Origin of the sequence: Pseudoalteromonas luteoviolacea H33-S (assembly GCF_001625695.1) — a bacterium.
GTDB lineage: Bacteria > Pseudomonadota > Gammaproteobacteria > Enterobacterales > Alteromonadaceae > Pseudoalteromonas > Pseudoalteromonas luteoviolacea_B.
This window is the reverse complement of the sequence record NZ_AUXY01000069.1, coordinates 96,098-116,730: the sequence shown is the minus strand read 5'-3', so window position 1 is coordinate 116,730 and position 20,633 is coordinate 96,098. Positions and strand designations below refer to the sequence as shown.

Here is a 20,633-nt window from a genome sequence, read left to right as displayed (position 1 = left end):
TTAAAACCGCTAAATTTGTGCCTAACGTGAAAACGCCACGTGCTCATTTATCGTAATAAAAAAGCGACGTGGCGTTGAAACTGTTGGGTCTTTTTCAGCTAGATGTGAATCTTAAGCTGTTTAAGCTTTTCTCAAGCTTAGGTGTATTTTACTGATTTTAAGGTTTTGAAACAGGTCATTTATGACCGCCTTAAAACCGCTAAATTTGTGCTTCATACAAAAAACACCAGATGCTCATTTATCAAAATAAAAAAGCGACATGGCATTGAAACTGCTGGGTCTTTTTCAGCTAGATGTGAATCATAAGCTGTTTAAGCTTTTCTCAAGCATAGGTGTATTTTACTGATTTTAAGGGATTAAAACAGGTCATTCCTGCCCTAATAGCAATAAATTAAATACACGCTTAAAACTCAATAAAAGAAACCCGCTCGGCACGGCTAAGCGGGTTTAGGTTGTGGAATAACAAGTCTGTTGCTTTCGCAAGCAACTATGATACTAACCCGTTTATTGGGAATAAAACGGGTCATTGCATCAAGTTTATAATGAAATATTTACATCAAAGGTAAATTCTTCCAATTCTTCGTATGTTGAAATATCCGCAAGAGTTTGCTCTGCCTTATCACTTGCTAAACGTAGCTGTTCACGCTGTGACAGTAATTCTGCCAAATCCGCCTTGCTTAAGCCTATCTCGGCCTGATCACCCGCCAGCTCAGCCATCAATAGATGCTCTTGTGCTTTTTGTACACGCCACTGCTCATCATTAAGCTTATTAAACACCGCCTCTTTTATCGCAGCAAGTTGATCAGCCTTTTCAGATTCCAATCTTTCTTGTTCCAGCAAGATTTGTTGCGCTTCATACGTTTTTTTGTAATCCTCAATCGAAGTGCTATTCCAGGCAACACCTGTTTGAGGGTGAACCAACCAATAGTTTCCATCAATTTTCATGCCTTTATCGGCAAAATATTCACAACTCATGTTTTCTCCTTAAAATGCGCGACAAGTACGGCCAAGGCCATATTGGTTATAGGTATAGTGCTCGTTGAGAATTCCAGCACCTGAGTAAGGGTTAATACAGCTAATTGCACCACCTAAAATACCGCTATCATAACCGGCATGGTAAGGCCTAGCTCTATACGAATACATACCTAATATTTCACCAGACATACTTTCCAATACAACTTTCACTTCCGCGCCAGAAGAATATGCACCGGCAGAACTAGGAGTTCTATGATGACCAGTACTACAATTGAAGAAGAAATTTACCGGCTCCAATCGACGCTCATGGGTAAAACGATAATGCGCACTATATTTGTGCTCACCCATTTTTGTCACACCATTATAACGACCGAAAAAGCCATAGTAGCTAACTCCATGACCATTCATTATTGACTCTGATTGGTTATAATTATGGTAACCATGGGTATGCTGAATATTGTGATAAATAAACTTAACAACTGTAAAGTCGCCTGCATCTACATAGGCTTGTAACTCTTCTGCATTTGCAATAGCGGTATTCGTGACGATATTACCATCACGATACTTCTCTACTAATACTGAAGTTCCCTCATCCACCATAACCAAGCAATGCTTATTATTATCGTATAAAACACCGACCTCATTATAGTTATGAGATGTAGATGTGCTTATGCCATATTGATCTGTTGCATCTAGATTTTGCTTCGGCTTAGTAATAGAGGTAAAACCTGATGATTTACAGAACACGCCACCATAGTTTGCCACTGCCGTCGTTTGAGAATCTTGCGTGCTATAAACAATTTCATATTGAATATCAGCTGCGTTATTTTTACTCGCAAGCGGCAAATAAGCACTTGTACCATAGTAATAAATCTTACTGGCGGGGTTTTGCTCAAAAGCATTAGAGTAAATAAAGCTCGTATGCGTCGTCGTTTTTTCAGCACCATTGGCATTGAGTTTTAAATACTCTAGTCGACACTGCTCGGTATCTGCATTATGAGTAAAACCTGTTCTAACTAAATAAGTCTCGCCACTATTATCATACACGGCGAATACGCCAGTCGCTCTTCTGTGCGTTGCGTTAGAGCTTGGCGTATCAATCGGTGTCATTGGAAATATAGGTCGAACTTGTAATGCATTATTAGTAGCCTGCAAAGACTCTACGCGGTTTAAGTTTGGCGCCATCGAATCTAACAAATCTAATTTACTAGACTTTGTATCGAGTGTTGTACTGGTTTGCGTCAGTGAGTCCGTTGCCGTCTGTAATGCTGCACCAGTAGATTGCGAAACTTGCTGAAGTGTCGACGTGGCATCATTAATATGTGACTCTGCAACTGCGACAACTGCTTGCTCAAGCTTTGCATTATCGGTCAGTTTGGTAATAGCATTACTCACTAATGCTTGTTCTTCGGCTGTAAGCGGCTGATTGCCCTCCATATCGGCAACTAGCTTATCTACCATGACTTGCACGGCATTTTGAATACTCGCCATAATATCCTCTTATAAAGTTAATAGTGATTCGCCAAGTAGCTGGTTAAGCTTGACTCGTCTAAGTTTCTCGTTCAGCAGCGTATCTTGCTGCTGATCAAGATTGGTTTGCATATAGAGCAACTGGTCAATGTCGATAATTGCTTGTCGAATTCGCTCTACATCTTGCTGTAATAAATTGTCTGGGTGTGGGAGAGGTAATGCATAAGAAAGGGTTTTATCGTCTATCATACCCCCTCCTAAATTGAGAAGGTTCTGAGAGAACGCACGCGAGGCCTGTCTATGTGTGTGCCAGATAACACCAGCTTCACACGTGCTTGTGACTCACTCAGGTTAGAAAACTCGTAATTGCACAATAACCAGCCATCTCCCTGTGGCTGAGTTGTTTTCTGCGGTATGTTTACCCACTGACCTTGTTGCTGAATAAACACATCTACTTTAGCCGTACCAGGCAGCTGCCCTTCAAAACTCACTTTCAAACTGCCACCGATTTGGCATGGAATTGCACGGGTTACATAATCAGCTTCATTACTCACTTTACCTAATGCAGTTTGCACACTATCGAATAACACCGGCGTTTGCGTTTCGGTTCCAGTTAATCTCGCGCTCACCTGCAAAGGCTCTTTCACCTTGTTAGCCAAACGCAGTGCTTGCCACTCTTGCAGATTAAATTGACCTAATTGCGCACCACTGAATTCAAAATGCAGTTGGGTTTCACTGCTAGGACGCTCAATCACTGCCATTGCTAAAATATCGCTGTGTTCATCCAGCTCAACTTGACCAAGGGGGACTGTCTGCGTTGTTTGTGTAAAACGAGCCGCTTTTAACCTAAAGGTTAAATCTCGATTTTGATGTGGTGTCCAGGTAGACGCGTTACTTGATGAAAGTAATACGCCAACTTGATATGGCTGTGTGGTCACCCAGCCACTTTCACTATCAAACTTGCCGAGTTCAGCAATCGCCACTTCGTGATCAGGGTCGTCCGTTAACACCACAATGGCATATTCTTGCCCCGCATTAAGCGAGACCGGATCAAACTCAAATAAGGTTGGCTCACCATTCACTTTAAACATAGAGCGCTCAAGTGATGCTTCCGCCAAAACGGTCTGATTGGGAATACCCACTTCGGTTTCTCTAATCTGAACGCGAACGGGTTTATCACCTCCTATTTTTTTAAACCACAGCTCAACACCCGCAATAAAGCGCCTTTGTGGCAACGTAAATGTTTGTGCTAAAGGGTCAAAGCGTACCGTTGTAATTGTGGTAATACGGCGTGCTGTTTCACTCACGATGGTGCCACTACCAGTGTAAGTTGCCTCACCGAATGAGCCTTTTTCTCCCTCAAACCTCACTGTTTTACTGCCAACAGGAATGTTTGCGGGAATGTAAAAACGGCCGCTTAAGCGGCCGTTTGGATCTGCGTTAATCATTATGTCTCCTCTGGTGTCACCACAATGCCATCAAAAATTACCCGTTTCAGTACTTCACCTTCGCCAAAACCAGACAAGGAGAAATTCACCCAACGGCGGCGTAATAGTTCAGCACTTCGCGTTGTGCGGCCAATCACCTGTGTTTGCGTTGATTGTGTGGTACGAGTGCGCCATCCTCCACCACGAGTAAACCGTTGCGTAATCGGGCTCGTCCAACTGCGCTGCGTTTGCGTCCAGTGGTCAAGACTCGGTGTCAAGGTAATCGTGGCAGGGATAGGCTCAACGGCTTGATAAGGGTTTATTTTCATACTGCCCGTTTGCTTGGGCTGCTCGAGCACATTTTCTAACTCATAGGGTAAGGTCAGCAACCCACCGTTTGGTACTGGCAAATCGGTAATATCCGCACTGAGAGGTAATACTAACTCGCCATCAACAATGGCAGCCGTTTGTGCAATGCCCGCATCACGCATATCGTCATCGATAAACGGATCTACAAACACGCCATATTTACTGGCTGGATCTTGGCTATTGGCATCATTGCGAAGACGCTCAATTGCCAGCAATTGGTAAAGATCACCAATTTGATTTTGCATTTGCTCAAGTTGTGACATAGAAACCGCGCGTACTGCTAAGTTTTCAATCGCAGGCGCTTGCCCACTTAACCAAGATTGAGTAACTTGCGCCAAAGCTAAGTGATGCGCAGGCGCTTTAGGCGCAATAGGAAATTGATGTGCTGCCTGCCCTTTAATCCGCTTTATTTGGCCAAAGCGATCAAGCACAATTAAATCAATGCGTGGACGGTGCCACTGGTAGTCAATGGTCACTAAGGTGTTATCGACAATTACACCACCATCAACCAACTGCCTATCAAGATTAAAACCGTATTCATCAAAGTCGAGCATCAGCTGCTTTCTATAACGGTACGTTACTTCATATTGACTGCCACCAGCGGGTTCTTCACCACTGAGCTGCCAACTGATGTGGTTTCGCAAAAAGATAAAATCCGTTCCTTGAATATACGTCGTACTCTCTTGAGAGTTTGTATCTCCTTGCGTGATGCTTAAGATTTCTAAAACAGAATCATCCGGTAGTAGATCTTCACCACCAGCCAGTTGACCCCGGGTAAGCTGAGTCGTTTTTTCGACAGTCACATTGACTTCTTCTATCTGTTTAACAGGGAAAAAGTCCGTATCAATACGCATGACACCTTGACCATCGGATTGGAAAGTCTTAGGTTCTTCTTTGACCTCACCTACATCAGGATCATAATCAAATTCAGCCGTTCTCGAGGTTGAAAACGCCACTTCATAGCCTTCGATATGGGCTTTACCCTCTTCTAGACTAAAGCTCTGAACGGTTTGATCTGCACCTCGATAACTTAAAGACATCCCTTCAACCACATAGCTTCCGCCGTTTGACTCTCTGTCATAACGTGCAAGCGCTTGTGTAACCGCATCAAGCTGCGGTGGCGGTTGTTTTATGATTAACGTGCCCTGCTCTATTTTATGCACAGGGTAAAATGCATCATCAGGGCCAATTGCATCACTGAGTAGCCCCCATTGGCAAACTTGTTGCAAACGTGCTGCGCCAGGTTCATCAAAGTTAATTGCATCAACAGCTGGGTCTCGTAGGCTTGGATCTTGCTCCTCAGTCACCACATTATGCGTGAGCCACACACCAACATCGACACTGCCAGCCATATCGATAGGTACAGCGCTGCTTGATACCGGCCTTACTTGCCCGGCAATGTACACTTCACCGTCTGTTACTAAAGCAGTGGCCAATTTTGCATCAATGATCACTTCGCCACCTTTGACTAAGTCGCCATCTTTTAAGAGCACATCAGCAACACCCTTTATTTGATGATTGACCTGTGACTGTAAATCATTGAGCTCTCTGCTTTGCAGTCCCTTGCCAGCCCTGAACAGTAAACGTTCATAACCCGAGTCCGCATGAAATTTTTCATAATAATCGTCAAGCATAAACACCTCTAAAAGCTGACAACAAATTCGAAGCTTTCTCGCACGCCCTGCTCACGAATAAGCGGAGCACGATGTTCAAGAAGCAATAAAGTGCCAGAATTGGCGACCTGTTCAGGCGTCAAATACACCAAGCCATCGGGAAGCTGAGTATCTGCTTGCAAGCCTGACATTAAGCCTAGTTCGCGCACGGTTTCACCTGCGCCATCGGTAAAGTCAAAGGTAAATTCGCAATAAATATGCTGTGTTGGCTCTGAGGATAAGCTAAAGCGACCACCTTGAATAAAGATGTCACCTTGATTGTCGGGATAACAAAATCCGACTTTTTTCGCTTTACGATAACCTATAGGATCAGCAAGACTTGTCGCTGCAATAGGTTCAGCAGGTGGCGTTTGCCACTGAGACGCACCGCGTCCCCAAGCCAAATAAATGGGAGTTTGTGCAATTGTTTGAGCGAGCATAGTTCGCCCTGCACGGGTAAGAATAGCCAAAATATTTCCTTATCGTCCTTCACTCGGTCCATGTACTGCTTTAACTCATTTACCAAGTGTCTCAACGCGCCTTCCTAGGCATGACATCACTATCCTTGCCAACACTCATGGAGAGTTGCATAAAACCAAGCTCAAGATTTATTAAAAGTTGAAAACGTTAGCGATTTTGATGGTGTGCAATAGTCACTTGAGGTGATTGAACTGCAGACCAACTGCTCGCTTGCCAATGACCAAACCACTGCGCTTGGTCAAGAGTATAAGCACGACTAGACTGGCGACTATGCACTGAAGTCGCACCAAATTGGTTTATAAGCGGCTCACTAAGACGTAAAACGCCTAAAATTTCAGAGGAGTAACTCTGCCAAGCGCTATTATGTTTGCGAGTTAAACCACTACTGTGCGTATCACTGCTAAAGCTATGGTGTTCTGGGTGCGTACGCTTAGTGCTTATTCGCAGTAGCTTGCCATTTTTGAGGTGATGCCTAAATCCGGAGTGATCACTTAACAGTGAGCCAAAAGGTTTTGCTGATAAAGTCAGTTCTCGGATATCAAATTGATAGGTGACACGGGTCAGCTCACTTCTTGCGGGCGCACTGAGCTCGGCCAGTTGAGACATGCGTTCAACATCATTTAAGTTGGGCAATTGCTCAAGGTGACATTGGTAGCGGTAAAAGTGACGATAGGATGTTGACTCTTCAACATCTTTTAGTGAAAAGCCAAGCCATCCATACGCCATTTCAAGACTTTTTCGCGTCCCTCGGATCCGCTGCCAAGTCAGGCCTTGTTGCAGTACTTGGTCAAGGTCATCTAAGTAAGGCACCAAAGCACCTAAACCATATTCCCAAATGAGCCAAGGTAACAAAGATTGTTTAGGGTGAGATTTAAAGCCACGTAATAGCGATATGCCCTCACCCAGCATCAACTCTAACTGCCCGTGCTTAACAACAGCAGCTTGCAGTTCACTGTGGTTGTAAGGCAGTAATGCGTCGCTTTTTTTATCTAGGTGATCAGACATAATTGAATTTGCCCTAACTGAGCATATTGATTGGACTCGATATTGATCAAGCTATCTGGTGTATGTATTTCAACATGTTTTACCCCTTCGACATGCAGTTGAGCACTCAGCCAACTGGGGGTCATCGCAACACCAAGGGCCATGGCGTCTTGCCAAGCAGCGCGGAGCTTTTCTTCTAACTGTGTAAATACCCAATTAGGTACATTGTGTTGCAGATAAATATCCGCTTTCACATCAACAGGCACTTCTTCTGCATGATTGACTTCTACCTGATCCGTTAAAACCTTAACTTGATCGCTCAGTACGTATTCTCGTACTTGCTGTAAAAGCGCATCGGCAGAGTCTGTATCTTGAAATAATATCGACACGCGAACACGTCCGGAGGCAGGGCTATCCACTTCTACATCACGAATAGCATTGGGGGCAGCGGTGAGCGCTGCATTACGGTAATGATCTTTGCTACCAGCGGTACTGGAAGCCAGAGTTTTCTGCCGAATGCGAAGACGGTAATTACCGTCTTCTTCACCCTCGGCACGCCCAAGACCATAAAATACACCAAGCTGATCTAAATCGCCGCCTTGCGCTGTCGCTAACAAATTAGCATACGCCGCTTCGTTGATACGCTGGCGCAATAGCAGCTCTCGATAGCTTTCCACTTGCAGGCAGACTGTCAGTGGGTCACTTTCAAGCTCTAATGCATCAGCATATTGCGGCGCAATGGATTTAAACCTTTCTTTGCGGGCTTGGTAAATATGTTCATAGTCCAGTGGCTCAATGATATCTGGCGCTGGAAGCGCAGAAAAATCAAAGTACTGGGAGTTCATAGGGGATCTCTAGGGGAGGAAATGTTCAATTATTACTTGATAATATCAGCGACACCTTGCGCGCGGGCTTCAATCTCAGCAAGCACGGCTTCAGTTCCTTTATGCTGATACGGGAAAGTCAATTGATCAGCATTTTGCTTATCTATTATCGGTGAAAACAAGCTTGCTGATTGTAACGCTGCCGATTTGACTTCATCAAGAGAGGCTGCGGTAGAAATGGCCTGTGCTAATTTAGCAAATTCAACCAAGAGCATGTGGACCGTATCAGAGGTCGTACCTATAAGTGAGTCTGTATCTGCAACTTCATAATGAATGCGAGAGCGCTGCTCAGCTTTAACATGATTTAAACTAGTATCTTTGTAATCAAAAAAATTTATCTCGGACATACATCACCTACTCTGAAATGTTAGGGTAATTAACAACACGGTCAATTGAGAAGTTACAATTACCACCAAACTGCAAAACATTTTGTGGCAGCAGTCCTGGTCGATCCGATGCGCCATTAGCTACTACATTTACTAATCTTACAAATAAGCAACTGTATGGATGTAAGCCCGCAATATTCATACATGGAATACCTGTCACTAAAGAGCCATTCCACCAACCACCCATTTTAGATTGATCCACATTAGCACCTTGAGACGCAATGTTGTCATTTATCTGCTCGCTGGTCGCACTTTCATTGGTTAATATAAATTGCATAAATGTGCAACTCCAGTCAGCAGTATACTGTTCAGGCGACTCATAATAACCTGGCTCGTATGAATAACCAGATACGGTATGAACCTTAGTTAATTTTTTCGCAGCTGGATATGTATTGTACCCAGTCCATGCACCTCCGTTTGGCACTCTGATCCAATTAGAGCGAGTCTCATCATTTGGATCTGCGACTAATCCATTGTCTTCAATAAGTGTACGTTTACTATGTAACTTTCGGTCATAGTAGTTAATGCGCATATCCGCGTGACTTTGAGCAAAATCATTAATGGCTTTTTGAATACGGCTGTCTCCAGCAGCAATTGCGGCACTCACATCTGCTTGCGCTTTTGTTACTGCCGCATCAATTTCACCTGTTTTATTTACTACTGTATTGGTTAAATCATTATTCGCGATGATTAATTCACCATTAGTTGTATGTAGCTCTGTGATGAGCTGCTCAAGCGTTTTAGCTTGTGTAGACATAAATATTGTCCTCAATTTAAATTTGAAATATAAATAAGTAAAAAGAAGGGAAAGTCGTAAGGTTAACTACTTGCAGCAACTGGCGGAGCAATATGATTTAATCCTGTCACTTTGGAGATCAAGTAGCACCCTGTAGCCAATTCCACACCGGGGTTAGACAATTGCTCACAATGCATATCAACGTTATTAAATACTGCCAATACAGCGCCCCCAACCGGCGGTGTATCCAAGCGGATATGTGGCATAGGCTCATAAACTGTCTCACCGGCAATATTTGAGATATGCGAGGCAAACGTGACATTACTCATCGTCAGTAAGCCGATTTTGCTAAACTTGGCATAATTTGCTGCAACAAAATAAGGAAAAAATTGCCCTGTCGTGTTGCGATGAAACACCACCACAGGAAAGCTGGCACTGTCACTGGCTAACGAAAAAGCAGCCTTGCCTAAATTTTCAAATAAGCGATTACCTGCCATCAAAATGGTTTTTTGAAATTCTCCAAACAACTCAAGTGAGATTGATGCGTTGTCGCCTCTTGTATTAAATGCTATCGAGCCGGAAAAACGCATTTTTAAACCAATAGCCTGCCAATCATCTTCTGTATAGGCACTAAAAATAACGGAGCAATCAGGGACTGTAACGGTAGCACAAACATGCTCTACATCGTTCGCAGCAAGCATGATGCGAGCAAAGCAGCCAGGTACCAGCTTAGCCACAGCAGCTTTTATCGTCTTTAGTGGCGTTTGTAGGCTGAGACCATCGTTACTGTCGCTGCCAAGCGCTTGATCAGCATTCACATACAAGACCTGCTCAAATGTGTTTTTAATTTCGCCACGCACTTTGGAAAACGCCGTATCAACCTTATTATCCACATTGAGTAGTAGCTGATTAATATCATCCGTCAGCTCACTGCATTGCTGGGTTAAATTCGCATTGCTATTGGCAAGTTCCGCAACGCTCTTAGATAAACTAGACATTATCCTAGCCCTCCAAGTTCAAGAGACGATCATTAAAGTAAATTTGCCTCAAATTAGACTGAATTTGCGCTGTGAGCGCTTTAGTTTGTGCAATCGTCAGTGCAGCAAATTCATCGGCATAATATAAACTTAAATCACCCGATACATTAAAGTCTAAGCTGTCAGGCGGAACCGCCGTTAAAAGCAAATCGAACCCTTGTACAATCTTTGCAATTGGTGTCTGAAAAAAAAGCACATTTTCTGGATGAGACCAAACAGCAAACAAGGTTCGTTGGCTTTCGTCTTCGTGATCATTAAGGTAAAAGCCGACTTCTTTAACCGCGTATTGCTTATCATCAGTAAACTCGGCAGTCACGTGAAATTGGCCATTACCCACTACTTCCGCACCCGATACAGGCGCTGTATTTTTTGGGCTTTTTAAAGCCGTTTGGTTTCTATCGGGTGTATAGCCCGAGTCGCCCACAGCAATGTGGCCAATTTGAATTTTAACCCCTTGCTCAAGGGCACTGACCGCTGCGTTTATTCCCTGCTGTGTCACAACAGGTGTATATACATTCATATAGGTACCTCAGATTATAAATTAAGCGTGATATTTTGAATTGAAACGGTGTAAGCACCGCTTGTTAATGAACTCTTTGACGTATGGTGAGGGTTTGGGGCATCTTTTAAAAAAGCATTAGATAGTGATGAAGTAACTGCAGTGGATGCTACACAAGTACCTGTACTAAAATGCGCCGTTGCTTTATCTTCAAACGACTGTGTTCCAACATGGCTAGATGTACTCATCGAAGTCGCATGTATTGAACATAAGTTAAAATCAAAACTTGGGTTATCTTGAAGAGATTGCATTCCAACATGGTTAGAAGCGCTCATCGAAATTGCATGTATTGAACTCAAGTTAAAATCAAAACTCGGGTTATCTGCTAATTTTGATGCATGCACACTGCCGGTTTGAGCTGCTGTAAAATGACCGACCACGACTGGTGAAAAATTAAAGATCGGCTCGTCACGATGTGAAGCGACCTGCACCGATGCGCTTTGTCCGCCACCGAACACTTGAGTGCCCGTATTTAAGTTAACCCCTATATTAAAATCAATATTGGTGCGCATTGGTTTAGTCGCCACCACAGATTGCCACATTTGCCCCTGCAGTTTAGGACTTAAGAATGTACTACCATTACTGTCTAAATTCTCATTGGCAATGGCCAGCAGCTTTGCACTGTGTGGCACCCCACCATACTGCCACCATTCTTGCAGCTCAACCTTGGCATTGAGCACTTTCAATGCATTGTTTACGGCACTGATGGTCCCTTTATATCTGTGCCTTGGCACACTATCTGCTATGACTTTACGCTGTACATGCTCAGGCCATGCACTATCCCAAACATCCACACTCAATGCATCTGCAAGCCAAGGTAAAAATTGTGCAGGACACCTCCAAGGGTCCCATAACTGCTTGTGGGATACTGGGATATTCAGTATACGGTCACTGCAGTGTTCAAGCGCTAACTCCAAATCAGAAGTCTTTCCCTGCAACGTGAAGTTAGACATGCTCGTCTCCTACAGAGATGGTCGCCCGAGAGCAAAACGCGGCCTGATTCGCTTGCACGGCAATATCCCACTGCGGCGCCTGCAGCTCAACTCGCTGCACCCCCTCTCGATGTAATACCGCATATAAGCCTGACAGAGAAATATCATGGCCTAATTTATGATGCTCAGCCAACCACGCCGCTAAACTTGCTTTGGCTTCTTCAACCAGTGCAGGTCCATCCATGCCAGGGTAAATATGCAATACCGCATCTAGTTCAAACTCAATGATATCTGCCGATTTAATATGCACTCTGTCAGTCAGTGGTCTGACATTTTCCTTGTTTAACTGTGTTCTGACTTGCTCGATTACGTCTGTCGTTGCATGACCATTTCCTTGGCTTGTAAGCAGCGTCACCACCACATCCCCAGGTGCAGGCTCTGACGGTTCAGCGCCTGACAATACTTCTGGCGTTAAACCTGCGTCATATGTACACACCAAAAGACGTGCACTTGGTGGTAGTAAACTCGATACTTGCTCCGGCAGATCGACGTAAGCAAACTCTGGGGCATCTACAAACACATCCTTGACATATTGCGAGCCCTTTAGTGCATGAAATGCATATGCGCCTGCAGGGCCCGCGGTACTGAATCCTTCCAGCGCAAGTGCAATACGTTCACGATACCGCTCATCACTTTCATAAATAGCTGCTTTAGGTGGTATCTGTGTATTGTCAGCAGGCTCCAATATTGCACGCGAAACTTCAAAGCGATTGCCCAAATAATCAAGCTCACTGCTTGTAGCATGTGCAAGTAATACCGCATGTGCACTGTCATTAATACGCTGACGCAACAAAAGCTCTCTGTAAGCAAATGACTCCACTAACTTAACCACGGGATCACTGATTAGGTTAAGCTCAGCGTCGGGGAAGCGCGTTTTAAAGTCATCTAAAATCTCAGCCCTAATCTTTTCAAAGCTTAGTGACTCAATGAGGTTTGGCGCCGGCAAACGGCTGAGATCTATGGCGCTAAAGTTTGTCAAAGACATAACTAAGCTCTTAAATTGATTATTGAGAAGTACCTGAACAAGGCAACTCAGGCAGAGTATGAATTAGGCTTAAACTGAGAATAAGCTTAAGACTTTGGATAGCTAGCTTTTATTTCAGCCCTCGCAGCCAGCCACGATTGCTTGGCATCTAACGTAGCCTGTGCACTGTCACCAAACTCCGTTAAATTCGCCATATAGTCGATGAACAAGTGGTCGCTTTTAGCCTGATAATCACTCAGCCTCGCTTGAGCCACTTCTTCTGCAGAGTAAACAATCTCATAATCTCCCTCTACATAGCCTGCGAGTGCTGCGACTTCCTTTGCCGATTCTAAATTGTGAATACCACTGGCAACCACTTTACCCGTTGAAATTTGTTTTAATAATGCCATTGCTATGCTCCTTTAGCTGAGGTTGTTTCTTTGAAATTCAGCGAAATCAGTGTGTGAATAAGGATGGCCAACATCATTGGCCCAAATCATGTTATCTCCATGATCGCCAGTACCCGCATAAGGTAAGCAGATAGCGACTTTCATTCGACCTCGGCCTGCAAAAAGTGGCTGGTGATTTCCACCCCAACCGAGTTTGCTAGAGTGCTTATAAATCCACCCCTTGCCTAAGTCGTCTTTATTTACTTCGATATTGGCCACACGATTTGCAGCAGGGTAAAAGCTTATGCCATCAGAGCATTCCAGTACATTTATCCAACAACTAGATTGAGTTAAAAACTCGCCACGACCCCAACCAACATAAGAGTCTCTACCTTGGTTCATCACGAAAACGTGGCCCATATCTGGGCTGTTGTCTCTCCCTTTGACAATTTCGACATCAAATAATAATACTTTGTAGTTACTACCATAAAAATCGGTTTCAGAGCGCTTATCGCCAAGTGCTTTTTGTAAAAAGTCACCTGATGGCGTTAAATCATTATCCACCAGCTTATCAAGCGTCAATCTCGTGACAGTACCCGACGCTTCAACGCCACTGTCAACCCAACATCGCCACGGCTTTCTATGTGAGCTAACCATATCCACAGCGACATTGTCTGTGCCAATGCCATTAAAATATTTACTGTCGATCAACAAGTTAGGTGCCAGTGGTAACGCCCTTTGAAACGCCTGAATTTTGGCATCCACCGCCTGCTCTTTGGCAGTCAAACGACTCTCAACCGCCGCATTTTTTTGATCAATCTCGCTGGCCTTTTGTGCCACACGAGCATCGATATCTTCAATTTTGGTATCGACGATATCACTTAACTTTTCCGCCGCTTCAACGACGCGTGTAATGTCTTGCTCTAAAGACATGGTTTAACCTCCGTTTAAAAATAAAAAAGCCCACCGAATAGGTGGGCTGGGTTTATTGATCGTTCTGTTTGCTACTTAGCAAACTAAACCAATTTATTTCAATAGACTGCTGACGCCGTGGGCACGTACAAGCGCTTCTTCTAAAGCGGCTTCCTGACCTTTTACTTGATAAGGTAACTCAACCTCACCACTTGCCACTTTCCCTTCAATTGCACCAATGGCGTTTTTCAAAGATTCTGTAGAGGTGCGCATTTCTGCTAGGGAGTTAGCAGTAGATATCTTATTGACAAATATGCTCAGTTCATGGAGGAGGATGTGAGAAATATCTGATGTGGAGCCTAACAAACTACCCTCGTCTGCCACTCGGCTTGTAATTTTTTGCCTTCTCGACACCCTTTCGTTTCTAGTAATAATACGTCTCTCGCGATCAGTCGATAATTGGTCTGCTATCATTTTATCCATCATTATTTTCCTTATAGTTCTAACTCAGTACTCTCAATCACAGAAATATCGCCGGGCTTTAGAATCATGCCATTGCCCACATACATAGAATCTACACTGAGATTTAAATAATATTTATCTTCGATAGTCAGACGCAAATAGACGTGACTATCACTGCCAACATATGAAAATGGCTCATGCGTCCCAAGCTCTTGCTTATATCCCAGTCTGTTGCCTTGATTGTAACAATACCCAACAAACGTTGTATCTATGATCTTAGCTTTATGGAACTCATACCCACTTACCTTGATGTGGTACATTCTATTGTCTCGATCTAACTTATAGGGTAGCTTTAGATGAATATAAGTAGCGCCAAGCTCAGCAGTAAAAAATTTCGCAATATCAATACTTCTAGTTCCTATACCACCATTACCTAGTATTTGTTTATTCTCTAAGGCAGTATCAACGCGCTGCACTTGCTGAGAAATTGTCGTATCAATTTCATTCTTTTTTACAGCAACTTGCGAGTTCATCTCAGCAACTTTGTTATTTACTGTCGTGTTAATATCTTCAATTTTTGTATCTACGATGCCAGTTAGCTGCTCTGCTGCACTGACTACATTTGCAATGTCTTGCTCTAAAGACATAATTTACCTCCAATTTAAAATAAAAAAGCCCACCAAATGGTGGGCTTCACGCTTGAGTTTTTAACTCAGCATCAACACGGCGTGCTCAGAACCGTGTTATGCCTGACTTACTTTGCTTTAATAACAGTATCAACGCCGTTTGCACGCATCATAATATCTGTCATCACCGCATCTTGGCCTTTGGTCTGATAAGGAAAGCTCAGCTCACCTGCTGAAACTTTTGTTTCAATATCGCCAATTGCCGCTTTAAGTGATGTCGTTGAAGTGCGCATCTCAGCTAAAGTGGATGCATCGCTTAATTTATTCACAAAGCCACTTAGCTCATTAAGTAGCATATGTACTGTGTCTGACGTTGTACCCAGCAAAGACTCGGTATCAGCTACTTGTTGCTCGATAGATAAACGTACATCATCACGGCTCTTTTGCTGTGCTTCTTCAACTGATAATTCGACTGAGAACGTGCTGCCTTTACCAAAGTTTTCTTCAACCAACTGGGCAACCGCGTACTGCTGCATCCCGGCATCAAAAAACTGCTCGACCACCTGCCCATTTACGATTAATTTCGCCATTTAATTTTCTCCTTATGCAATCACGTCGTATGCACCGTCACCGATGTAAGCAAACTGACTCCAAGATCTATCTAGTGGTACGTGACCTGTCACAACAGCTGGCAGTGCAACTTGAATCACCCCAGTTTGATCCGCTGGTAGATTTTTTCCAGCTACATAGGGGTGACAGTGCATGTAATGATTTCGACCACCAGCACCATAATGAGCGCCGCACACTTTCGCTGGCTCATTAGCCTGTAGTCCACTACACCAGAAACCGGTAGGGACAATTCCTCTAATGTGCTTCACAATTGCAGCTACAGTCACGTGCGTTGGCCTTCGACAATATTGATACATCATATACGCGTCTACATGACTGTTTTCACCGCCTCTATTCGGTGCATATTCCAGCTCCCAAATATTGAAGTTTTGTGCAAAAAACTTACGGTCTGAATCGATAGCCTGTAAGAACTCTCTTGCGAGTGCACTGCGCTGATCTTGCTCAACACCAGACTCAACTTTTTCTAGCAAAGTCGCTTTTGTTACATAACCGCCAGTCCAAGCTTCTGGGAAGGTGCCCGCTTGGTTTGCCACCAAGGCTTGGTTTTTTGTCACGCGAAAGTGTGACTGACGCTCTTCATATGAGTTCAGTAAAGCATCAGCGCTGGCTAGATGGGCATCCACCTTGGTTTTCGTCTCAGCCACCGCGGTGTTTAATTTGCTCGTGATTTCACTGATCTGATTATCAACGGTTGCCGTCAACCCTTCAGTGGCCTCAACAACGCGTGTGATATCTTGTTCTAAAGACATTTACGTTCTCCATTTATGTAAAAAGCCCGCTAAAAGCGGGCTTTTTAAAATCTGTTTTGAATTATTTTCCATGAAATTTTGGATAACGCGCCTGCACAGACTTTCTAGAATGGAGCCAAGCCTGTTTAGCATCACATGCTTGCTGGCTATGTTCACCATGCTCGGCTGTCGCCGCTAAATATTTAAAGGCCAAGCCATCACTCTGTTGTTGGTAACCCAAAATGCGAGCTGCCTGACATTGCGCTTGTTGCTGCAATACTTTTGCTTCTTGCATCAACTTAAGTGCCTCTTCTGCTAACGTTTGTGCACGCTGGTTATCTACTTTTTTCATGAAATTTCCTTACAAAATACCTTTGTCAATTAATGCAAACTTTTGTTTTAAATGACGATACATATTCATGATCTGTGAACGCGCCATTTTGGCAAGCTCAGGGGCTATCAATATATTGAAGTCGACCCCTTTATCAATAATGGTGATAGCATCGCCCGGCACACCTGTCAGTGTCAGGTCAAACGCCAATAACAGATCAATATCATTTGATTTATACGCAATCGGATCCGTTGCTGAATACACAGCAAACAACACATGACGTATTTGTCCGTTAACTTCTTCTTCGGTATAAAAACCGACCTCGTTGACAAAAAATCCGTCATCCGCCACTTTAGAGTCGTCGCGTACAGTTAAGTGAAGCTGTTTATTTGCTTCATCATATTCTGCGCAGTCAATATCCAGACGATATCGCTCTGCTTTCAGATTGGTGGTGTTTTCATCCACTTGATGCACACCTGAGCCAATCCCAATTTTGGTGATTTTGGCTTTAAAGCCATTTTGCTGTGCTCTGAACACAGCAGCCAGTCCCGCTGACGTGATCACCGGTTGTAAAATCGTGCTCACTATTGCACTCCTTGTTTATCAAAATTTACGATGCAGACACTGCATTGAAGTACAAACGACAGACTGTCGTTTGCTTTGCGCTGTTTGACATAGCGCCCGTAAGACGGCTGCTAAATTCAATCAAACGCGAAGGCATGGTTTGATCACTGCGTATATAGGTCCTGACAACTTGGCCTGACCCAGTAGAAAGTGCCGCGCCAAACCCGAGTTTGGCACCCGCTCTTAACTTTCGCTCACTGGCAGTGTTGATGCGCTGGCGACTAACCAAAGGCACCTTTTTTCTAATAACAAGGGCGCAGCCTGGTTGAACTGATGATGTGATCTTGCGCTCAGAAGAAGAGGCTGCGTAATAGCGAGAAGAGGCTGTGCGATGCCCAGAAATAGCACCAGCGAGTGAAAGTGTATTGCTGCCCGCACGTTCTTTAGTGTGCGGCATAACCTTGGCATAAAGTCGACTTGAGGCAAAGCCGTGACCACTGGTGGCCGCAGCAATTTGCGACGACATCTTCATGCCAACTAAAAAATCAAAATGTGCTCGTTGAGGCTTGGTTTGGTTAGTCACACGATTTATTGCATCATACAGCTTTTGGTCAAGCACCACCGCGCGACTGGTATAAGGCACTGCGTTTGCCCACGCAATAAACGTAAACGTATGTGGCTCGCCACTGTGATGTGGCGCTATATAGACATCATCGATATCTTCAAACCATTCAAAAAATTCTATTTCGAGACCGAGCGATGCCAGCGCGCGTTTAACCGCGCCCACCGTCCCTTTGTGCTTATGCACAGATACAGAGTTAGCTATCATTGCCCGCTTGGTTTCTACAGGCCAATCTTCTTTCCATTCATCAACCGATAGCGCCCATGCCAACCATGGCAACAAAGCTTCAGGGCAAGTCAACGGGTCCCACTGCGAGCCAATATAATCCGGGATCACAGTGGTAATATTAAATTGCTCACGAGTATGTGATAACTGCTGCTCAATTGTTTTTTCTAATTGAGTCGTATTGCGAGGCAAGAGTGACTTTTCGCTCATAGTTAAGCCTCATCTGGAAATTGTAAATTAATATCCAAGCTATATGCTTGATTAACCGCAGGCTGTAAGTCTTCCGTGGGCGTCAGTAACTTCACTTTTCGCACTCCTGGCTGATGCAATGCATCAATGATACCCGAGTGAGGGATCTCTGAGCCTAACTTACAATGCTCGGCAATAAAGGCGTCGAGTGCCTGCATAATCGCCAGTTCAACTTGTTGCTTATTAGCGCCTATATTTAAATAAATTTGTGCACTAAGCGTCTCAATTGTTGGCATTACCCACTGGGTGACAACTTTGTCTGTAATGGGTCTAATATCTTCGTCATTAAGCCTGTCATCAATATCGGCTTTAATTTCGTTGGCTTGCGATTGTGTCATGGTATCTATCAACGCGTATATATTTACATAGCCGGGACTATCCGAGTCTACATAAACATCTCTAATTTTATCGTTGGCAGAGAAGGTGTGATATTCATATGCTCCCTTAGTACCAGCCATGCTATAGCTTTCTAACGATAGAGGGATTCTTTGGCGATAGCGTTCATCACCTTCATTTTCAGCGCGTCCAATACCAAACAAAGCACCTAAATTATCTAAGTCGTTGCCTTGCGAAAACGCCAGCATCACAGATTTTGCCGCGTCATTAATCCTTTGTCTGAGTAAAAGTTCGCGATACGACGCAACTTCAATTAATTTAATCGCTGGATCAGAGGCCAATAAAGCATGATCCGGCAACTTGTCGAGCAGAGCCTGCTCCATTTGCTTATAAATCTCATCATAACTAAGCGCTTCAATGACCTGAGGTGGTGGCAATTTAGCTAATTCGATGGCTGTACTCACAATTCGTCTCCTGATAATACGTTTGCGCACGAACGCACATGCAATCTCATAGCTTGTGCACATGGATTTAAGTGATTAATTACAAAAAAGGGATTTTTAAACAGTGGCCAGATAAGGCCTTATGGGTTAGAGCGCTTTGCGCTTAATAGCGCGTCCAATTTTTTATCAATTGAATCTAGGCGCTTTTCAATCCGCTTTTGATCTTCTTTGCGGATCTGTTTTAAGTGGGCTAACTCTTGAGAGTTAGTCGTAATGCGTTTATCTAAATCGCTTAGATACAAGATGCTTGATACAACCAAGGCAATCGTTGTAAGAATGTGGGCTAAACTCAATTCCTTTTTCATTTGCCAGTTTTCAGGTTGTCTCACTTTGCCACTCCTTTCAACTTTTCAATGGTGCGAAGGCCTGCTAACCCCAACATACCTAAAGTCAATTCCAACATCACTTCAAGTGGCAAAACGGGTACCCCTTGCTCTGGAAACAACCACTGTAATATTGGGTTGATCACAAAAGCAAACAAAAATCCCAGCCCACATACCCACATCAAAAATGGTCGAGCGCCAGCAACAAATCGACTTCGGTGACTTGCCTGTACTGAATTTATATGTGCTTGTATTTCACTTTGCTTATTCAGTAGCCTTGCTTTTATAACATGCTGTTCGAGCACTTCTTCTTCACTCGTATACAACTCATCTATAATTTCACCGACTACCTGCAGTGGCTCTCTCACACTGCCAGTGAACAAATTTGTAAGCCAGTTCATGATTGCCACTCCCCACTTAACATTTGCTGCGCCAATTCCTGTGCTCGGCTTGGCACTTGGTTTGCCCAACGACTATCAAGCATTTCAACTGCGGCACTTTCAAACTCTCCTTGTTGAACGTGTTCAAGCATCCTTTTGAACCCCATCAGTCCTTGCAAGCCAATATTGAATGCCATATTTGTCAATACGGCTACGCGCGCTTCATTACAATGAGATATATCAATGCGACGCTTTACCCCAGCTAATGCATTTTTAATATCTTGTGCAAGTAAATACTCCGCTTCTTCTTTATCCACTCCTTTACTGTCTATATTTCTGCCATAACCTATCGTTAATTTGCCTCCCGTACAGTAATACGGAAAGCGTCGATAGCCCTCATGTTTCTTGATTTGCTCAACCGTATTCATGATCGACATC

General features: G+C 43.9%; 27 protein-coding genes. All 27 read right to left on the bottom strand.

Annotated features, from left to right (window positions below; genetic code table 11):
* Positions 1-537: 537 nt before the first annotated feature.
* The 27 genes from N477_RS10515 to N477_RS10385 all read right to left on the bottom strand — a co-directional run bounded on the left by N477_RS10515 (position 538) and on the right by N477_RS10385 (position 20,632).
* Positions 538-975 (bottom strand): hypothetical protein, encoded by a 438-nt coding sequence (locus N477_RS10515; RefSeq protein WP_063360326.1) that lies wholly within the window; start codon positions 973-975, stop codon positions 538-540.
* A 9-nt stretch (positions 976-984) separates the two neighbouring features.
* Positions 985-2,466, bottom strand: coding sequence for a hypothetical protein (locus N477_RS10510; protein ID WP_063360327.1), 1,482 nt, complete (start codon positions 2,464-2,466; stop codon positions 985-987).
* Between the two features lie 9 nt (positions 2,467-2,475).
* Positions 2,476-2,694 carry a hypothetical protein gene (locus N477_RS10505; protein WP_063360328.1) on the bottom strand — a complete coding sequence of 73 codons (219 nt, stop codon included), beginning with the start codon at positions 2,692-2,694 and terminating at the stop codon, positions 2,476-2,478.
* An 8-nt stretch (positions 2,695-2,702) separates the two neighbouring features.
* Positions 2,703-3,893 carry a hypothetical protein gene (locus N477_RS10500; protein ID WP_039608564.1) on the bottom strand — a complete coding sequence of 397 codons (1,191 nt, stop codon included), beginning with the start codon at positions 3,891-3,893 and terminating at the stop codon, positions 2,703-2,705.
* Positions 3,893-5,875 carry a DUF4815 domain-containing protein gene (locus N477_RS10495; RefSeq protein ID WP_063360329.1) on the bottom strand — a complete coding sequence of 661 codons (1,983 nt, stop codon included), beginning with the start codon at positions 5,873-5,875 and terminating at the stop codon, positions 3,893-3,895. Before N477_RS10495 ends, N477_RS10500 begins: the two co-directional genes overlap by 1 nt.
* Positions 5,876-5,883: 8 nt before the next feature.
* Positions 5,884-6,363, bottom strand: a complete 480-nt coding sequence (locus tag N477_RS10490; protein WP_081216325.1) for a hypothetical protein — start codon at positions 6,361-6,363, stop codon at positions 5,884-5,886.
* 157 nt (positions 6,364-6,520) lie between these two features.
* Entirely contained in the window at positions 6,521-7,378 is an 858-nt protein-coding gene (locus tag N477_RS10485; protein ID WP_063360331.1) for a phage tail protein, read from the bottom strand.
* Positions 7,363-8,202 carry a baseplate assembly protein gene (locus tag N477_RS10480; RefSeq protein ID WP_063360332.1) on the bottom strand — a complete coding sequence of 280 codons (840 nt, stop codon included), beginning with the start codon at positions 8,200-8,202 and terminating at the stop codon, positions 7,363-7,365. The genes N477_RS10485 and N477_RS10480 overlap by 16 nt, the downstream gene beginning before the upstream one ends.
* 32 nt (positions 8,203-8,234) lie before the next feature.
* On the bottom strand, positions 8,235-8,588 hold the full coding sequence (locus tag N477_RS10475) for a hypothetical protein (RefSeq protein ID WP_063360333.1): 354 nt from the start codon (positions 8,586-8,588) through the stop codon (positions 8,235-8,237).
* A gap of 7 nt (positions 8,589-8,595) precedes the next feature.
* Positions 8,596-9,384 (bottom strand): hypothetical protein, encoded by a 789-nt coding sequence (locus tag N477_RS10470; RefSeq protein WP_063360334.1) that lies wholly within the window; start codon positions 9,382-9,384, stop codon positions 8,596-8,598.
* Positions 9,385-9,446: 62 nt separating this feature from the next.
* Positions 9,447-10,361: a hypothetical protein gene (locus N477_RS10465; RefSeq protein WP_063360335.1), complete on the bottom strand. Its 915-nt coding sequence runs from the start codon at positions 10,359-10,361 to the stop codon at positions 9,447-9,449.
* Between the two features lie 4 nt (positions 10,362-10,365).
* Positions 10,366-10,920 carry a phage tail protein gene (locus N477_RS10460; protein ID WP_063360336.1) on the bottom strand — a complete coding sequence of 185 codons (555 nt, stop codon included), beginning with the start codon at positions 10,918-10,920 and terminating at the stop codon, positions 10,366-10,368.
* A 14-nt stretch (positions 10,921-10,934) separates the two neighbouring features.
* Positions 10,935-11,912 carry a phage tail protein I gene (locus N477_RS10455; protein ID WP_063360337.1) on the bottom strand — a complete coding sequence of 326 codons (978 nt, stop codon included), beginning with the start codon at positions 11,910-11,912 and terminating at the stop codon, positions 10,935-10,937.
* Positions 11,905-12,936 (bottom strand): baseplate assembly protein, encoded by a 1,032-nt coding sequence (locus tag N477_RS10450; RefSeq protein ID WP_063360338.1) that lies wholly within the window; start codon positions 12,934-12,936, stop codon positions 11,905-11,907. The genes N477_RS10455 and N477_RS10450 overlap by 8 nt, the downstream gene beginning before the upstream one ends.
* Before the next feature lie 86 nt (positions 12,937-13,022).
* Positions 13,023-13,325 carry a hypothetical protein gene (locus tag N477_RS10445; protein ID WP_063360339.1) on the bottom strand — a complete coding sequence of 101 codons (303 nt, stop codon included), beginning with the start codon at positions 13,323-13,325 and terminating at the stop codon, positions 13,023-13,025.
* A 12-nt stretch (positions 13,326-13,337) separates the two neighbouring features.
* Positions 13,338-14,237 carry a hypothetical protein gene (locus N477_RS10440; RefSeq protein ID WP_063360340.1) on the bottom strand — a complete coding sequence of 300 codons (900 nt, stop codon included), beginning with the start codon at positions 14,235-14,237 and terminating at the stop codon, positions 13,338-13,340.
* Between the two features lie 93 nt (positions 14,238-14,330).
* Positions 14,331-14,702 carry a hypothetical protein gene (locus tag N477_RS10435; RefSeq protein WP_155731862.1) on the bottom strand — a complete coding sequence of 124 codons (372 nt, stop codon included), beginning with the start codon at positions 14,700-14,702 and terminating at the stop codon, positions 14,331-14,333.
* Positions 14,703-14,710: 8 nt separating this feature from the next.
* On the bottom strand, positions 14,711-15,325 hold the full coding sequence (locus N477_RS10430) for a hypothetical protein (RefSeq protein WP_063360341.1): 615 nt from the start codon (positions 15,323-15,325) through the stop codon (positions 14,711-14,713).
* A gap of 107 nt (positions 15,326-15,432) precedes the next feature.
* The gene (locus N477_RS10425) at positions 15,433-15,894 is read right to left on the bottom strand and encodes a hypothetical protein (protein ID WP_063360342.1); all 462 of its coding nucleotides are present in this window, start codon (positions 15,892-15,894) and stop codon (positions 15,433-15,435) included.
* Positions 15,895-15,906: 12 nt separating this feature from the next.
* Positions 15,907-16,683 carry a hypothetical protein gene (locus tag N477_RS10420; RefSeq protein ID WP_063360343.1) on the bottom strand — a complete coding sequence of 259 codons (777 nt, stop codon included), beginning with the start codon at positions 16,681-16,683 and terminating at the stop codon, positions 15,907-15,909.
* 61 nt (positions 16,684-16,744) lie between these two features.
* Complete coding sequence (locus N477_RS10415) at positions 16,745-17,014, bottom strand: hypothetical protein (protein ID WP_063360344.1); 270 nt, start codon at positions 17,012-17,014, stop codon at positions 16,745-16,747.
* 9 nt (positions 17,015-17,023) lie between these two features.
* Positions 17,024-17,578, bottom strand: a complete 555-nt coding sequence (locus N477_RS10410; protein ID WP_063360345.1) for a phage tail protein — start codon at positions 17,576-17,578, stop codon at positions 17,024-17,026.
* A gap of 25 nt (positions 17,579-17,603) precedes the next feature.
* Positions 17,604-18,614 (bottom strand): phage tail protein I, encoded by a 1,011-nt coding sequence (locus tag N477_RS10405; protein WP_063360346.1) that lies wholly within the window; start codon positions 18,612-18,614, stop codon positions 17,604-17,606.
* 2 nt (positions 18,615-18,616) lie between these two features.
* Positions 18,617-19,453 carry a baseplate assembly protein gene (locus N477_RS10400; protein ID WP_063360347.1) on the bottom strand — a complete coding sequence of 279 codons (837 nt, stop codon included), beginning with the start codon at positions 19,451-19,453 and terminating at the stop codon, positions 18,617-18,619.
* Positions 19,454-19,572: 119 nt separating this feature from the next.
* A complete protein-coding gene (locus N477_RS10395; protein ID WP_155731861.1) occupies positions 19,573-19,821 on the bottom strand; it encodes a hypothetical protein in 249 nt (82 codons plus the stop codon).
* The gene (locus N477_RS10390) at positions 19,818-20,216 is read right to left on the bottom strand and encodes a 3TM-type holin (RefSeq protein ID WP_063360348.1); all 399 of its coding nucleotides are present in this window, start codon (positions 20,214-20,216) and stop codon (positions 19,818-19,820) included. The genes N477_RS10395 and N477_RS10390 overlap by 4 nt, the downstream gene beginning before the upstream one ends.
* A complete protein-coding gene (locus tag N477_RS10385) occupies positions 20,213-20,632 on the bottom strand; it encodes a glycoside hydrolase family protein (protein ID WP_063360349.1) in 420 nt (139 codons plus the stop codon). The genes N477_RS10390 and N477_RS10385 overlap by 4 nt, the downstream gene beginning before the upstream one ends.
* Position 20,633 lies beyond the last annotated feature (1 nt).

What these genes read in the sequence shown, in the direction of transcription:
- N477_RS10485 (WP_063360331.1), bottom strand. Translation starts at nt 7,378, where the DNA reads ATGTCTGATCACCTAGATAAAAAAAGCGACGCATTACTGCCTTACAAC.
- N477_RS10515 (WP_063360326.1), bottom strand. Translation starts at nt 975, where the DNA reads ATGAGTTGTGAATATTTTGCCGATAAAGGCATGAAAATTGATGGAAAC.
- N477_RS10420 (WP_063360343.1), bottom strand. Translation starts at nt 16,683, where the DNA reads ATGTCTTTAGAACAAGATATCACACGCGTTGTTGAGGCCACTGAAGGG.
- N477_RS10460 (WP_063360336.1), bottom strand. Translation starts at nt 10,920, where the DNA reads ATGAATGTATATACACCTGTTGTGACACAGCAGGGAATAAACGCAGCG.
- N477_RS10500 (WP_039608564.1), bottom strand. Translation starts at nt 3,893, where the DNA reads ATGATTAACGCAGATCCAAACGGCCGCTTAAGCGGCCGTTTTTACATT.
- N477_RS10450 (WP_063360338.1), bottom strand. Translation starts at nt 12,936, where the DNA reads ATGTCTTTGACAAACTTTAGCGCCATAGATCTCAGCCGTTTGCCGGCG.
- N477_RS10455 (WP_063360337.1), bottom strand. Translation starts at nt 11,912, where the DNA reads ATGTCTAACTTCACGTTGCAGGGAAAGACTTCTGATTTGGAGTTAGCG.
- N477_RS10475 (WP_063360333.1), bottom strand. Translation starts at nt 8,588, where the DNA reads ATGTCCGAGATAAATTTTTTTGATTACAAAGATACTAGTTTAAATCAT.
- N477_RS10480 (WP_063360332.1), bottom strand. Translation starts at nt 8,202, where the DNA reads ATGAACTCCCAGTACTTTGATTTTTCTGCGCTTCCAGCGCCAGATATC.
- N477_RS10470 (WP_063360334.1), bottom strand. Translation starts at nt 9,384, where the DNA reads ATGTCTACACAAGCTAAAACGCTTGAGCAGCTCATCACAGAGCTACAT.
- N477_RS10445 (WP_063360339.1), bottom strand. Translation starts at nt 13,325, where the DNA reads ATGGCATTATTAAAACAAATTTCAACGGGTAAAGTGGTTGCCAGTGGT.
- N477_RS10425 (WP_063360342.1), bottom strand. Translation starts at nt 15,894, where the DNA reads ATGGCGAAATTAATCGTAAATGGGCAGGTGGTCGAGCAGTTTTTTGAT.
- N477_RS10415 (WP_063360344.1), bottom strand. Translation starts at nt 17,014, where the DNA reads ATGAAAAAAGTAGATAACCAGCGTGCACAAACGTTAGCAGAAGAGGCA.
- N477_RS10495 (WP_063360329.1), bottom strand. Translation starts at nt 5,875, where the DNA reads ATGCTTGACGATTATTATGAAAAATTTCATGCGGACTCGGGTTATGAA.
- N477_RS10390 (WP_063360348.1), bottom strand. Translation starts at nt 20,216, where the DNA reads ATGAACTGGCTTACAAATTTGTTCACTGGCAGTGTGAGAGAGCCACTG.
- N477_RS10430 (WP_063360341.1), bottom strand. Translation starts at nt 15,325, where the DNA reads ATGTCTTTAGAGCAAGACATTGCAAATGTAGTCAGTGCAGCAGAGCAG.
- N477_RS10435 (WP_155731862.1), bottom strand. Translation starts at nt 14,702, where the DNA reads ATGATGGATAAAATGATAGCAGACCAATTATCGACTGATCGCGAGAGA.
- N477_RS10510 (WP_063360327.1), bottom strand. Translation starts at nt 2,466, where the DNA reads ATGGCGAGTATTCAAAATGCCGTGCAAGTCATGGTAGATAAGCTAGTT.
- N477_RS10440 (WP_063360340.1), bottom strand. Translation starts at nt 14,237, where the DNA reads ATGTCTTTAGAGCAAGACATTACACGCGTCGTTGAAGCGGCGGAAAAG.
- N477_RS10465 (WP_063360335.1), bottom strand. Translation starts at nt 10,361, where the DNA reads ATGTCTAGTTTATCTAAGAGCGTTGCGGAACTTGCCAATAGCAATGCG.
- N477_RS10505 (WP_063360328.1), bottom strand. Translation starts at nt 2,694, where the DNA reads ATGATAGACGATAAAACCCTTTCTTATGCATTACCTCTCCCACACCCA.
- N477_RS10405 (WP_063360346.1), bottom strand. Translation starts at nt 18,614, where the DNA reads ATGAGCGAAAAGTCACTCTTGCCTCGCAATACGACTCAATTAGAAAAA.
- N477_RS10385 (WP_063360349.1), bottom strand. Translation starts at nt 20,632, where the DNA reads ATGTCGATCATGAATACGGTTGAGCAAATCAAGAAACATGAGGGCTAT.